The following is a 14,259-nucleotide window of genomic DNA, read 5'->3' on the forward strand; positions in this document are numbered from 1 at the left end:
AAAACGCCGTTCACCTGAGATACAGCTTCATCTGCTAGTCGCGCGCTTTCTGCCGAACAAATCAAACCGGACGGCTCCGGCGCGCGCCTTGGCCCGGGCGGAGGCGTCAGAACGTCATGCGTGCGCTAAGCTCGATGCTTCGCCCGACAGCCGGCAGTTCCCCGAATGTCGGCCTGTAATCCTTGTCCAGGATATTGTTGACCTGCACGGAGAAACTGAGCCGCTCATCTTCGCCATGACTGCCGCCAAAGGCAAAATTCAGCGTGCCCCAACCCGGCAGTTCGTCGGTAACGATGCCGCTGCCGCTCAGATAGGTTTGTTTTGTGGCAACAGATCCGCGCATGAACAGATCGGCCCAGAACGGCATATCCTGCCACTCGCCTTCATATTTGACGCCAATGCGGCCGGACAGGGCAGGCGTGTCGCTGTCGTAGGTGGAGAAACTCGAATATTCCAGCTTTCGGCGAATCCAGGTGCCGCTCACATAGGGCGAGAAACCCGTTCCGGCCAGATCGTATTCCGCCAGGAACTCCAGTCCGAACGTGGAGGCGCTGTCGGCATTGACGTAGATGGATGACGGCGAAGACGACGTGCCGGTTGTCAGGCAATAGGTTGTGACGGTTACGCACCGCGTCGTGGTGATATAGTCCTTCGCCCGGGAGTAGAAAGCAGCGGCATCGAAGGTCAAACCACCGTCCTCATAGCGGGCGCCGACTTCGAAGTTGCGGGCAAATTCCGGACCGAGATCGGGGTTGCCATATGTCGTTCCCTGCCCGCCGGCGGTCGTGGAACTGAACAGCTGCAACAGGGTTGGCGTTATGTAACCTTCCGAATAGCTGGCGCGCAGTGTGGTCGTCTCAAGGGCCGCCCAGCTCAGCCCCAGGGAGGAGAGCAGCTGGGTATCGTTCGTCCCCTTGAAATCTGCCCGGTCCGCCACCGTCGTCTCATCCAGTCCTGTCCGGGTGTGATAGAGCCTCAGGCCGGACGTCAGCTTGAGGTCGTCTGTCAGGTCCCACTCGTCCTGCCCATAGAGGGAAAAAGTATCGATATGCGCCTTGTCTCGTGAGAAAGAGGAGGTCGTGACAGGGAAGGGTGCAAAGCCCGTCATCGTTGTTCTTGTGGTTTTTCGGGTCGTGAGATTGTCGGACAGATATTGAGCGCCGACGATCGTGCGATGCCCGTCCCAAAGATCGAGATCGATTTGCGCATTCGCGCCATAGTCGATGATACGATCGTCGGATGTCGACACAACCCCGACGGTTCGATTGGGGCCAGCCGTCGTCAGAACGTCATTTTCAAACAGCCGGTCGATGGTCTGGTAGTAGAGATCGACGTGAATCTTGCGCACGGTTTCGTTGATGTCGTCGCCGTCGTAGAAGAGGCCAACCTTGCGTCTGTCGCGTTTGGGAAGGTCGATTCTGAATTTCTGAATGGAGTCAGACAGTTCCCCCGGCCAGCCTTCACTTTCCAGCTGATATTGCTCGAGTTTCAGCGCAAGATAATGGTTGTCGTCTTCACCGAACCGGTAGCCAAGATGCGCGTAAAGGTTCCGGTCGTTGAAGGATGTATCATCCAATTCGCCGGTCGATGAATATGTGCCCTTCGGCACGACGCGGTTGCCGTGGCGATCCACGGTGCCCGAGAGCCGGTAGTCGAAGCCGGCCTTGCTGCCGGAAATTGCCGCCCAGCTCTGCCATCCCTTCGAGCCGGAATAGTAGCTGCCGCCGGTCTCGAGCTGCACCGGTTTGTTCGCTCCCTTCTTGGTAATGATATTGACGACGCCGCCAATGGCCTTGGCGCCATACAATACCGAGGAGGGGCCGCGCACGATCTCGATGCGTTCGACGGTTGCCGGGTCGACAAGCAAAGGCGTCCCGTAGGTGCTGTGGTCGGTAATCTCCTGGCCATCGACAAGTATCGTCACTCGCCGGGAGCTTTCGCCGCGAATACGCAGCCGCTTCATGCCGGCAACGGAATCGTCGGCAATTTCCACGCCCGGCACGTCGCGGAGCATTTCGGCAAGGCCCTCCGGGGCCTGGCGCTCGATATCCTCGCTGTCGATAACCGTTACCGACCGGGGATTGTCGCGAACGGCAAGTTCCGTGCGCGTGCCTGCGATTGTGATCGTATCCAGCCAGGTCGTCGTCCCTTCCTGCGCGAAGGCGGAACGCGGGCTTGCCGGAGCAACCGACACCAGCAATGCGGCAGCCAGAAAACGGCGCAAACCAGCGCCCGCGGGGAGTGATCCCCGCGCCCCCAAGACTCTCATCAATATCTCTCCGTTCTAGATTGTGTCTGCGGCCCGCGACGGTTTTCCCCTCTCGGCGCGGCGACGTGGTCAGTTGCCGGTCGTTTTCGGACCTTGAGTTGAAATCGTGCAATAGTGCCGGAGGCCGTGCTGGGGCGATTGCCGGGGCAACGCGTCACGGCAGGCCCCGGGGCTTTCCATTTCCCTCACATCGGCCCGGTCAGCCTGGAGGCTGACCAGATAGCTGAAACGAGGCGCATCCTCTGGCGGAGCGTGGTCGAAGTCGTCGAACCGCGCCTCGCCGCGGAAACACCCTGCCTCCTTCACTTCGATCTTGCCGTTGCGAAGGATCGGTTCGATGCGCTGAAGGCGTGTCTGGCACTCGTCCCGCGTATCGATAGTGACGAAACTCGAGGAAATATCGCCGCCGGGGAGCACGGTCAGGATGATCATGACAATGGCTGTCTGCATGCTGTTTCCTCAGGCCAGAATCGGGAAGGGCCGCACGGCACGCACGCAGGTCATGCGCCCGGCATCGACCGCCGCCAATGCCTGCCCGATCGTGGCTGGATCGCGCAGCGCGCGGAAAACCAGATCGGCGACGTCCTGCCGGTGAATGAAACCATGGATTTCGGGATCGTCGGAAAGTATGCCCCTGCCGGTCGCCGGTTCGGACAACAGCCCGCCTGGTCGGATGATCGTCCATGGCATGCCGGATGTGCGCAGCCTCTCCTCTGCCCTGGTCTTGGCATCGACCGCCGCTCCGAAGGCGGCAATCGCCCGGTCGGAGCGGAATGGCGCCATCTCTCCGCAGCCGATGGACGTGACAAGGACAAACCGGCTGACGCGACCTGTCCTTTCCGCTTCGGCAATGACATTGACATTGCCCTCGTCATCGGCGCGTCGGCCATCTGCCGACTGTCCGCCGAGGGTCGAGACGACATCGCATTCTTCCCGCACATGTTCAAACACACGTGCAATATCGGCAGCTGTCAGCGCATCGCCGCGCAAGACGATCGCCCCTGCCGTTCCTATCCTTCCGGCATCGGATTGCTCGCGAACCAGGGCGAAAACCGTCCTGCCGCAGGAGCGCTCTTGTCGCGCAAGTTCCAGTCCGACGCCCTTGCTCGCGCCAAAAATCAGCAACGGCCGCATGTCAGGCATTTCCGGCGGCGTTTGCAGACAGGGCGGCCAGTCTTTCGAAACGTTCCACCTGGTCGCTCTTGAGCGCGCGCTTTTCGTCGCGCCCGACGTAGATCTTGAAAATGGTCTCGCCATCCGCGTTGAAGAACTGCACCGAAAGCGTCTTCATGCCCATGAACGGACGGCGGACAAGAAAGATGGCCTTGCAGTTTTCCGGGCGCAGGTGCCCTGAAAGGCCCGACCTTCCTCCCTGAAGATTGTACATGCCATGCCCGATCTTGCCTTCCGGCAGCGGGCCGCAGAATTCCACGATGGCATCCTTCGAATGGCAAATGAAGGTAATATCGCCCCATTGCGCAATATCGGTCAGAACTGCGACGAAATGCTGCCCGTCAATGCGCGTGAGACCGTCGGCGGGCAGGCATTCGACAACGGTTTGCACCGGCACGTGATATTCGGTCGCCAGGGCTTCGAGAATTCCATCCGGCTTGGCCGCGATGGCTTGCCGGATGAGTTCGACTTTCTCGGAAATTGGGAGCTGCTGCATCAGAGTTGTTTCCTTTCACACGGGGTGCCGCTCATGCCGCGTCCTGCGACGGATGCAGCCTGTCGTTCAAAATGCTCTGGAAAGCGGAGATAAGGTTGCCGTACCAGAAGCGTCCGGCCACGGTGAGTTCGACGATGCCGTCCGCTACGGTGAGAAGCCCGGCCTTCTGCCATTGACCGAGAAGGGGGCTGAATATGAGGCTGATCTCCTGGCCCGTGATCGCATCCAGGGACCGCAGATCCAGGCGGCCGACTTCAAAACCTGCCGTGACCGCGTCGCGGGCCTGCTGCAGCGAATCCGATACGGTCAGGATGGCTATCGGCTTGCCGCCGGCGCGGACCTGTTCGCCATATCGCTCCAATTCGCCGGTCAGCCCGTAGCTGTAGGCGCCCAGGGTGCCTCCGGCGCCGGCGCCATAGGCCAGGCAGTCCGCGCCCTCCTTGATCAGCAGATTATAGAGGTTCCTCTCACGCGTGGTTCGGCCCCAATGGTTGTTGGAGAGGCGACGCCAGTTCTTTCGCTGCATCAGCCTGTCACCGGCAAGATAGAAATCTCCGAGCTGCCGCAGCTCGGAGGCATCGGAAAACTTGCCCGCTGCCAGCGCCGTAAAAAGCGGCGTGCCCGGAATGACGTTCAACCCGTAGAGATCGATGCCGTCGGCACCGAGGGCCGTGGCCGTTTCCAGATCCTGCTGCCATATATCAAGCGTTTGGCCGGGCAGGCCGTAAATCAGGTCGATCACCACGGCCGCACGGTCGCGACCGCCCAGATTTTCCAGAAATGTTATGGCTTCCTGTCGTGAGGAGCGCCGCCCCTGACGGCGGCGCACATCGGTGTCGAAACTCTGGACGCCGATGGAGAACCGGTTTGCCCCTGCCTCCAGGCAGGCGTCGATCTTTTCAGGATCGAAATGGATGATGCGGCCTTCTACGGTGATCTCGCAATCGGCAGCGAGCGGCAGCCTCGTCTTTATGGCGTATAGGAGGCGGAACAGTTCGTCGGCGCGGAGCGCCGTCGGAGTGCCGCCGCCGATATAGACGGCATGAACCGGCCGTTCACGGACCGCTGCGGCCGAGGCTTCCTTCTCAATCTCTCCGATGATGAGATCGACATAGCTGGCGCCCGCATCGGGCACATAAGCATTGCGATAGAACCCGCAAAAGAGGCAATGGTTGGCGCAGAACGGCACATGTACATAGACCAGCCGCTTTTTGGGCAGGGCATCCTGAGTGAGCAACAGCGACCAGCGTGACTGTATTTCGTCATCCGGCACGCGTTGTCTGCCCCGAAACGGCATGACGGCGCTGCGACGCGAAAAGGCGTCACGCAGGGAAGACTGACTGTTTTCGTTCGCGAAGTAACGCGCAATTTCCGTCTGCAATGCCATCCGAAATCGGCACTCCCATGCCTGTTCCCTGTGGCTGCGGACGCTAGAACAAACAAAACATGACTTATTTGCTCCACATCAAACATAACTTGATTCTTGTAGTCATGTTTTAAATCGAGAAGGCAAGGGGATGCAATCACTGATTGCGGTTATCAATGGTCAGGAGAAGGGTCGGCTCAGGGGAGCAGGCTTCGCGTCCGATCGATTCTCAATGAAGGCCTTGCAGCCGGTTCCGCCGCTCGCTCAGCAGTTCATGCTGAACCAGGTCTCGCGCTTCGCGCGAGAGGCCGTCCGGCCCGGACAGCCCGAGTTCGACCAACCTCGCTTCGATTGCCTTGGGAACGCTATCCGCTTCGTGCTGGCACAGCCGCACAAGCCACTTCCATTCGTCGCTTGTCATATCCCTTCGCGCGACCATCAACTGCCTCCCACCCAAGGACAACAATATTTCCAAGACTACCACAATTCTTGCCGAAAGGCAGCAATGTCAGCCATGCTCTTCCAACCGGGAACGACATGTCCCGCGGAACCGCGCCTGATCCGGATCATGGCGGATTCCCTGGCAAACCGCTCGGCAAGCGTGTGCCGAGGTCCTGAATCCGGGCGGCGGAGGGGGCAGGCGATGAGGCGGCTGCAACCTATCCTTGACTCTGATAGCCTGCTATCCGACAGTGCTACCTGTTAAATTCATGGGGATTCGATGGGCCTCACGAAAGGCTTCACGATTGTCGGCAGGGCTGCCATTGCCGCTATCGTGGCAATGTTCCTTGCGCTCTCGCTCGTCTTGGGCTTCTGGCTGCATTCGAGCTACATATCCGCCGCCAGGCGTGGAGAGGATCAGGTCACGGCCACCGCCAAGATCGTTGCCGCCAACGCGATCTGGATCAATTCCCTGGCGCGCCAGACCCTGCACCGCATGGACGATGCCTTCGGAACGGCGGAGACCTTGCCGAGCGGGGAGCGCATTCGAAGGTTCAACGCCGCGACAGCGGAACTGCCGACCACGGCGACCGCTTATGTGGTCGCGGCGGACGGTACGCTGCTCTATTCGACCGACCGAGAAAGCAGCCCCGCCGACATTGTCGACCAGACCTATTTTCGTCGCCTGGCCAATGGCGCAGAGGACCATACGTCGGCAATGACCGTCATGCGCAACACGGATCGTCATGTCTTCCTCTCGGCTGCGCGCATCGAGCGGAACGACAGGTTCGAAGCGGTCGCGATCCTGGCGTTCGACGTCGGGATGCTGCGGTCGATCTGGGACGCTGCCTCGCTCGGGCCGGGCTCGACGGTGAGTTTCCTGAGACGTGACGGAAAGCTGATCGCCGCATATCCCGAGCCGAAGGAGGTCGTCGATCTCGGCAACAATGTCCTGTTTACCGACTATATGCGCAAGGCGACATCGGGTTCCTATATGTCTGCCTCCCCGCTCGACCATGTCGAGCGACTGGTCGCATATCGCATCGTCGAGCGGACGCCGTTCGTCGCTCTCGCATCGGCCGACACCGCGGCCATCCTGGAGCCCTTCTGGACCGATGTGTCGATTGCCGCGCTGATCGTTCTTCTGGCGCTTTGCGCGGCCGTGTTCGGCGGCTTGAAGATATTGAGACTTGCGCGTGCGGACGCGCGCCATACCGCTGAACTCGCGGAGGCGCTGCGAACCAATCAGGTGCTGATGCGGGAAATTCATCACCGGGTGAAAAACAATCTGCAGACCGTGATGGCGCTCATCCGGCTGCAGGGCCTGCGGCCGGAAACGGTCCAGAGGGTGAACGAGCGGATCGTCGCCATGTCGGCGGTGCATGAACAGATGTACGGCTTCGATCAGTTCAGCAGCGTGACCGCACGACAGTTCGTGCCAAGCCTGGTCCGCACGCTGGTCGGACTGCATGACCGCGAGATCGGGCTGACTTTCGAGATCGACGATATCAGGATCGATGCGGACAAGGCCACGCCATTCGCGTTGCTGTTGAACGAGCTTCTGACCAACAGCATGAAATACGCCTTTGTCGACCGCGCCGACGGACATATCCGTATCAGGCTGCTCAAGCATCCCGGCGGCAAGGTGCTGCTCGAAGTGGCCGATGACGGTGTCGGATATGAGCCGGTTGCAACAGAAACCGGCATGGGAAGCAGGCTGATCAAATCCTTCGTCGGCCAGATGGATGGAACCTATGGTACCGCGCGGGCGCAGGGCACCGTCTTCACCGCCCTGTTGTCCGTTGCTGCACGATGATGCCCTTGTCTCGGCGCGCGGGCTCGGTGCGGCGCATCGGCAGCGGCGGTCAACGCGCCTGATCTGCGACTCACGTCCACGGATCGCAGGTCTACGGTGACCCGGAGGACGGTGGCGCGGTTCCTGCCGGGGCGGCCGGACGGTCGAAACATATCCATTCGCAATTCGACTTGCGATACCGGCGCTGCGGCCGCCGCTTATCTTTAGGGGGAAAGCTCCGTCTCTTCGCAGCTTGGCATTGCAAGTTTCCTGCTCTGGATTATTTGATAGGGCTCGAAGAACACACCCGGAGTGTCCGTTGAATAAAACCCGGCCAGCGCTCCTTCTCATCACGGCGTCGCTTATTCCGGTCATCATACTGGCGGCGCTGATGGGAAGGTTCTTTATCAAGGAGCAGCAAGCCGCTCTCGACGACGATATTCGCGGGCGGGCGGCGACACTGGCGGCCACTCTTCAGCGCGAACTCAACAGCCAGATCCAGCTGCTCTCGGTGGTCGCCGATTCGCCCCGCCTCGACCCGCCGATTCCACGCGCCTCCTTTGCCGAAACTGCGCGGCGTCTGCGCGACCGGGTGCCTGAATGGGAACAGATCCGGATTTCGAACGAGAAGGGCGAAGTCGTCCTGTCGTTTCCGCCGCTCGATCCGTCGGCCGGCACGCGCGTTGTAGACATTGAAAGCCATGACGATCTGGTGCGCACAGGTACCGCCGTGGTCGGCAATATCACCATCGGACCGAAAGGCCAGGCTGCCTTTGCGTTGCGTGCTCCGATCCAGAGGAGCGATCGCTTGAGAGCCGTCCTGTCCGCGGTGATCCGTCCGACGATCGTGACCAAGCTGCTTTATGCCAACGGACTTCCGGGATCCTGGTCGGCCTGGGTCGTCGATGGGCGCGACCGTCTGGTGGCATCGACCGGCGCGCCGGCGCTCGCCGGCAATCCGGCCAGCGAATTCGCAAGTTTTTCCGGCCAGGATTTCGGGGCGGCCACCCTCAAGGACGGAATGGAGCTTCGCGTGGCCGAAGTCGCGCTTGCCGATACGCCCTGGCGGGTGAGGGTTGGCCTGCCGGTCTCCGACTATGAACAACTGGCGCGCAAGGCCACGATGCTGCTTGTGGCGGCGAGCTGTTTCACGCTCCTGCTGTCCGGCTCGGCCGTGTTTCTCTTTTACAGGGAGGTGCGTGCGCGAAACCGGGAATGGGAGAGCATGGCCAACTGGCAGCGCATGGATGCGCTTGGAAAGCTGACGGGGCAGGCGGCGCACGATTTCAACAATCTCCTGATGGTCTTCCAGTCCGGGGTAGAGGGCATCAGGAGGCGACGGAACGACGAGCAGCGGGTGACGCAGCTTCTGGCGCATATGAGCGATGGCGTGGCGCGGGGAAAGGCGATCACGCAGCGGCTGCTGTCCTTTTCCAGACGCTCCAATCAGGGCGCCTCCCAGGTCGAGCTGGACGTCAAGCTGGCCGAATTGTCGCCGCTGCTGCGGCAGGCCGTCAACGATACGATCCTGACGGAGATCAGGGTGCCGGAAGATATCTGGCCGGTTCACGTCGATCCCGCAGGGCTTGAAATTGCCTTGATCAACATTCTGACGAATGCGCGCGAAGCCATGACGGGAGGCGGAAAAGTGACCATTTCCGCCCGCAACGTGCTCGATGCCGCAACCGAGGATTCGGCGCTGAAGGGGCCGTTCGTTGCGCTGACGATTTCCGACACCGGGAGCGGTGTTGCTCCGGAAAATCTCGCGCGGGTGTTCGAGCCGTTCTTTTCCACCAAGAAGAATGGCGGTGCAGGCCTCGGTCTGACGCAGGTCCACAGTTTCGCCACCGGCAGCGGCGGCGCAGTCAAGGTCGCAAGTCTGGCCGGCCATGGCAGCGCCTTCACCCTGCTTCTGCCGCGATCGAACGAACCGCGGGCGGTGCGTGCGGATCCAGCCCCTTCGGCAAACCTTCCCCGCGTGATCATGATCGTCGACGACACGCCGGCATCGCTGGAATCGGTGCGGCTGGCGCTCGACGGCGTCGTGCCGACGATCTTCATGGCCGCAGGAGGATCCGAGGCGATCGATATCCTGGACCGTCATCCCGAGATCGAGGCGGTCGTCAGCGACATCATGATGCCGGGCATGTCCGGCATCGAGCTTGCCGAGGAAATTCGCCGCAGAAACGCGTCTCTGCCCGTCGTGTTGATGACCGGTTACAGCGACAGGCTGGAAGCCGGTACGGAGGTCGGTCGTCCGGTCGTCCCGAAGCCCTTCAAGATCGAGGATCTGGCCGCTTGCCTTGAGAAGGCGAAAAGCTCGATTGCCCAATCGGCAAATGTCGTGCGTCTGGAAATTCCAGGCAAAGGCTGATGCGCGGCAACATCCGGCCCAAAGCCATATCCACAGCGATCCGCTTTCGTCCACTGGCCGTCACGTCTTAAGGAAACCGCCGCCAAGCTTCGCCTTTTGCTCGTGGCCGGGATGACAAGAAGCTGGTGACCGCCGGAGCAGGCGCCAGGTGAGTTGAGGCGCTCCGCACAGAACCCTTGAGCGACCCGCTGTCCGTCCGGCATTTGGTCGCTGCGCAGTCGGCACAGCCCGCCATTCTATTGACGGAGAACCTACTAGAAGGTAGGTTCGCTGTGAACTGTAGTTCTTTCGCTGTATCCCAATTCCGGGGGCGCCGTCGGTATCGGCCGACAAACAGCGTCTTCTAATGCCAAAGACACATCTGTTGCCTACCAACTAGTAAGTAAGGATTGCAAGCTTGCAAACCTGTTTCCCTTCCCACCCAGACAATCGAGATCGACTATGACGACAAATCCTCTCACCGGCCTTGGCTCATCGGCGGCAGGTAGCCCGGCGGCCGCGCAGCAGAAGGCGATGGTGAACTATGACGACTTCCTGCAACTCCTCATCGCGCAACTGAAGAACCAGGATCCGACCGATCCGGTGGATGCCAGTGAACAATTGGCGCAGCTTGCCAGTTTCTCGCAGGTCGAACAGACCATCCAGACCAATCAGAAGCTGGATGCCCTGCTGGCGGGTTCGAGCCTTTCTCAGGCCGGCAGCTATATCGGCCGATACATCGAAAGTGCGGATGGCACGGTCAAGGGTACGATTGCTTCCGTTAAAATCTATAGCGACGGAATTATCGCCACGACGACGGAGGGCGGGAAGATCCTCGTCCAGCCGGGTGTCAGCTTCTCGCAGCCAGGCGGCAGCGGGCCGGCGGCCAGCGGCTGATCCGGGCCGCCGCCGACTGATCTCTGAGGCTGGAAGCGATGTTGCGCAGCCCTTCCGTCTCAACAAGGCTAATGGTTTGATTGTGAAATGCCGCTCGGCTGGGCAAGCGGCAGCATGCCGCGATAGATGCCCGGTTCCGAGCCTTCGATCGGAATTGCCCCGACGCTTCGACGGTAGAACTCCATCGGACCGGCGCCCCCGATGACCCCGTAGGCATATCCCTGCGCGTACATATCGAGAAGCGTGGTCAAGAGCAGGGCGTGACCAACGCCTTTGCCGCGGGCGGCCGCATCGACGCCGGTCGGCCCGAAGAAGCCCTTGGCGGTTGCGTCGTGGCAGGCAAAGCCGATGAGCTCTCCTTTCTGGATTGCGATGAAGCAGGAGGGGGGCTGGCGCATCGTGGCAACCGTCGCTTCTGCGGCCCAGCCGGATCCGAAGCGCGGCTCGATCCAGGCCGTCAGCGCGTTCAGCTCCGGCGCAAGGACGCGTCGGATCGTGATGTCCTGTTCGGCGATGCGTGCCTCGAGCGCCGGATCGGCCTTCAGCTCGTAGAGTTTTACCAGCATGTCCATGGTGTTTTCCTTTGTCAGCCTTTTATGGCGCCTGCCGTCAGGCCGGCGACGATACGTCTCTGGAAGATCAATACGATGATGATCAGCGGCAGCGTCACGGTAACGGAGGCAGCCATGATCTGACCGAACGGATATTCGTACCGGCTGTTGCCCGCGATCAGGCCGATCGCAACCGGCACGGTCCGGTTTTCGTCCGTCAGTGTAAAAGTCAGCGCGAAGAGAAACTCGTTCCACGCCAGAATGAAGGCGAGAATGCCCGTACTGGCAAGCGAAGGTCCCATGAGCGGCAGCAGGATCTTCGTCAGAATTCGGAAATGCGAGCAGCCGTCGATGATCGCAGCCTCTTCCAGCTCCCTCGGAAACTCGCGGATGAAGGTAGTCAGGATCCAGGTCGTGAACGGCACGGTCGATAGAAGATAGGTGATGACGAGCGCGCTTGGCCGATTGAAAAGACCCATCCAGTTGACCAGCTCGAACATGCCGGAAAGGACGACGACCTGCGGGAAGATCGAGATCATCAGCACGATCATCAGGATGGTGCGCCGTTGCGGAAAGTCGATACGGCCCAGCGCATAAGCGGCGCTGAGCCCGATGACGAGCGACAGGAACGTCGTTGAAACCGCGACATAGGCCGAGTTCACAAGCGAGCCCATGAAAACCGGGTTGTCGATCAGCTGGCGATAATAGGTGAAGTCGAACGCCGGCATCAGCGCGGATTGATAGAGCGCCGAACCCTGTTTCGTCGAGGAAACGAAGGCCCAGTAATAAGGAAAGAGCGTGTAGAACAGGACGAGCAGAAGCGCCAGGACCTGCAGGCTTCGCACGGCGCGCCGGCGCATCCGGAAGTAGGAGGCAGGTTTGCGGATGGTCTTCGGGATGATTGCATCGGCCATGTCGTCAGGTCCCCGCGGCTCTGTCGAGGCGAAGGACCCCGATGATGATAATGGCGACAAGCGCGACGAGCAGGAAGACCCAGGTCGATGCCGCCGAGCCGACGCCGAGTTCCTGGAAGCTGATCAGCCGGTCGCGGGCGTAGATGGAGACGGTCATGACGCTTTCGTTGCTCGCCGCCATCACATAGGCAAGGTCGAACATCCTGAGCGCATCGAGGGCGCGGAAAAGGACCGCGACCCCGATCGCCGGGCGCAGCATCGGCAGGGTGATCGACCAGAAGCGTTTCCATGCCGGAATGCCGTCGACCTCCGCCGCCTCGAATATTTCCGAGGAGATCAGTTGCAGGCCCGCCAGGATGAGCAGAACCATGAACGGGGTCGTCATCCACACGTCGACGAAGATCACGACGCCCATCAGCAGCGATCCGCTCGCCGTCCAGGGAACGCCGTGATCGATGAGGCCGAGCCCGATGAGAAGCTTGTTGATGACGCCGAACTGGTCGTTCAGCATCCATTCCCAGATCTTCGTCGAGACGACGACCGGGATCGCCCAGGGCACGAGGATGGCGGCGCGCGCCAGCCCACGGCCAGGAATGGCTTCATTGACGAGGAGGGCGATCGCCAGGCCGAGAACCGTCTCGATCGCGACCGAGATGACGGTGAAGATCAGCGTGTTCTTGACGGCAATCCACCAGCTGCGGTCGTTGATGACCTCCAGGAAGTTGTCGAGCCCGGTCATTGAATAGACGGAGGGATCGTCAAGATAGGCGTCGGTGAAGGCGAAGAAGAAGGTGCGGCTGAGCGGCCAGAGGGCGACGACCAGCATGACGACGATGACCGGCAGCAGAAACAGCCAGGCCGCACGATGGTCGCGGCGGGCGAGCCGGGCACTCATTGCCGCGCTCCCTCGATCACGCCGGCCTGCCGGTCGAGCATGAGCCGTCTTCCGTCCTCGGCGAAGGCAAAGATCGCGGCATCCCGAAAACTGAGGCCGACCTCCTTGCCGATCAGTTCCCTCGGCGGCTCGACATTGACGCGGACGACCCAGATGACGTCGCCGTTGATGCGGCAATAGGCGAAATGCTCATGGCCAAGATCCTCGACACGTTCGAGCACGCAGGTCATCCGGCCGTCGCCTGCCGTCACCAGCTGGATCGCTTCCGACCGTATGCCGATTTCGGCGATGACCTGACCCTCGGCGCCGGCTTTGATGACGAGGCCGCCGGGTCCGCTCACGCCGGCTGATGTTGTCTGCACCGGCAGGAAGTTCATGCGGGGGCTGCCGATGAAGCCTGCGACGAACCGGTTGTCGGGGCTGTGGTAGAGTTCCTTCGGCGTGCCGACCTGCTCAATGCGTCCATGATTGAGGACGACGATCCGGTCGGCAAGCGTCATCGCTTCCGATTGGTCATGGGTCACGTAGATCATCGTCGTTTTCAGGTCGTCGTGGAGCCTGGCGATCTCCATGCGCATCTCCATTCGCAGATCCGAGTCGAGATTGGAGAGCGGCTCGTCGAAGAGGAAGATTTCGGGTTGGCGCACCAGGGCGCGGCCGATCGCCACGCGCTGGCGCTGTCCGCCGGAGAGTTCGCGGGGCCGGCGTTCGAGCAGATGATCGACCTTCAGCATCCGTGCGACCGAGCGCACTTTCTCGCTGATAGCGGCCCTGTTCATGCCGAGGGTCTCAAGCGCGAAGCCGATATTGCGCGCGACGTTCATATGCGGATAGAGCGCGTAGGACTGGAAAACGAAGGCGACGCCTCTCTGGGAGGCGGGCACGTCGGTCACGTCGTCGCCGCCGATCCTCACGACGCCTTTCGAGGCGGAGATCAGGCCGGCGACGATGCGCAAAAGCGTTGACTTGCCGCAACCGGAGGGACCGACGAAGACGACAAACTCGCCGTCGATGATCTGCAGGTCGACATTCTGGATAACCGTATGCGTACCAAAATTCTTCGAGACGGATTCGAGCGAAACCGATGCCATTGTTCACCTGAGTGTATG

General features: G+C 61.0%; 13 protein-coding genes. 3 read left to right on the forward strand and 10 right to left on the reverse strand.

The window, feature by feature from the left end; translation table 11 throughout:
- Window positions 1-106 precede the first annotated feature (106 nt).
- The 6 genes from ACU8HS_RS26285 to ACU8HS_RS26310 all read right to left on the reverse strand — a co-directional run bounded on the left by ACU8HS_RS26285 (window position 107) and on the right by ACU8HS_RS26310 (window position 5,743).
- On the reverse strand, window positions 107-2,224 hold the full coding sequence (locus ACU8HS_RS26285) for a TonB-dependent receptor (protein ID WP_162758043.1): 2,118 nt from the start codon (window positions 2,222-2,224) through the stop codon (window positions 107-109).
- Window positions 2,225-2,338: 114 nt separating this feature from the next.
- Complete coding sequence (locus ACU8HS_RS26290; protein ID WP_447016032.1) at window positions 2,339-2,701, reverse strand: hypothetical protein; 363 nt, start codon at window positions 2,699-2,701, stop codon at window positions 2,339-2,341.
- Window positions 2,702-2,728: 27 nt separating this feature from the next.
- Window positions 2,729-3,403, reverse strand: coding sequence for an SDR family oxidoreductase (locus ACU8HS_RS26295; protein WP_447016033.1), 675 nt, complete (start codon window positions 3,401-3,403; stop codon window positions 2,729-2,731).
- Between the two features lies 1 nt (window position 3,404).
- Entirely contained in the window at window positions 3,405-3,938 is a 534-nt protein-coding gene (gene hutX, locus ACU8HS_RS26300) for a heme utilization cystosolic carrier protein HutX (RefSeq protein ID WP_112754236.1), read from the reverse strand.
- 31 nt (window positions 3,939-3,969) lie between these two features.
- Complete coding sequence (gene hutW, locus ACU8HS_RS26305; RefSeq protein ID WP_447016034.1) at window positions 3,970-5,325, reverse strand: heme anaerobic degradation radical SAM methyltransferase ChuW/HutW; 1,356 nt, start codon at window positions 5,323-5,325, stop codon at window positions 3,970-3,972.
- Window positions 5,326-5,533: 208 nt separating this feature from the next.
- Window positions 5,534-5,743, reverse strand: a complete 210-nt coding sequence (locus tag ACU8HS_RS26310) for a hypothetical protein (protein ID WP_112569150.1) — start codon at window positions 5,741-5,743, stop codon at window positions 5,534-5,536.
- A gap of 282 nt (window positions 5,744-6,025) precedes the next feature.
- Here ACU8HS_RS26310 and ACU8HS_RS26315 point away from each other — a divergent pair, with 282 nt between their 5' ends.
- The 3 genes from ACU8HS_RS26315 to flgD all read left to right on the forward strand — a co-directional run bounded on the left by ACU8HS_RS26315 (window position 6,026) and on the right by flgD (window position 10,790).
- Window positions 6,026-7,561, forward strand: a complete 1,536-nt coding sequence (locus ACU8HS_RS26315; RefSeq protein ID WP_447016035.1) for a sensor histidine kinase — start codon at window positions 6,026-6,028, stop codon at window positions 7,559-7,561.
- A 370-nt stretch (window positions 7,562-7,931) separates the two neighbouring features.
- Window positions 7,932-9,914 (forward strand): ATP-binding protein, encoded by a 1,983-nt coding sequence (locus ACU8HS_RS26320; protein ID WP_447016036.1) that lies wholly within the window; start codon window positions 7,932-7,934, stop codon window positions 9,912-9,914.
- A 441-nt stretch (window positions 9,915-10,355) separates the two neighbouring features.
- Window positions 10,356-10,790, forward strand: coding sequence for a flagellar hook assembly protein FlgD (flgD, locus tag ACU8HS_RS26325; RefSeq protein WP_112569087.1), 435 nt, complete (start codon window positions 10,356-10,358; stop codon window positions 10,788-10,790).
- 68 nt (window positions 10,791-10,858) lie between these two features.
- Here flgD and ACU8HS_RS26330 read toward each other — a convergent pair whose 3' ends face one another.
- Genes ACU8HS_RS26330 through ACU8HS_RS26345 form a run of 4 tightly spaced genes read right to left on the reverse strand, consistent with a single transcriptional unit; the run spans window position 10,859 to window position 14,241 of the window.
- Complete coding sequence (locus tag ACU8HS_RS26330) at window positions 10,859-11,362, reverse strand: GNAT family N-acetyltransferase (protein WP_112569089.1); 504 nt, start codon at window positions 11,360-11,362, stop codon at window positions 10,859-10,861.
- 14 nt (window positions 11,363-11,376) lie between these two features.
- Window positions 11,377-12,255 carry a carbohydrate ABC transporter permease gene (locus ACU8HS_RS26335; protein ID WP_447016037.1) on the reverse strand — a complete coding sequence of 293 codons (879 nt, stop codon included), beginning with the start codon at window positions 12,253-12,255 and terminating at the stop codon, window positions 11,377-11,379.
- Between the two features lie 4 nt (window positions 12,256-12,259).
- Window positions 12,260-13,150 carry a carbohydrate ABC transporter permease gene (locus ACU8HS_RS26340; protein ID WP_447016038.1) on the reverse strand — a complete coding sequence of 297 codons (891 nt, stop codon included), beginning with the start codon at window positions 13,148-13,150 and terminating at the stop codon, window positions 12,260-12,262.
- Entirely contained in the window at window positions 13,147-14,241 is a 1,095-nt protein-coding gene (locus ACU8HS_RS26345) for an ABC transporter ATP-binding protein (protein ID WP_113413857.1), read from the reverse strand. Before ACU8HS_RS26345 ends, ACU8HS_RS26340 begins: the two co-directional genes overlap by 4 nt.
- Window positions 14,242-14,259: the final 18 nt, after the last annotated feature.

The organism is Rhizobium sp. KDH_Rht_773_N, assembly GCF_052946295.1.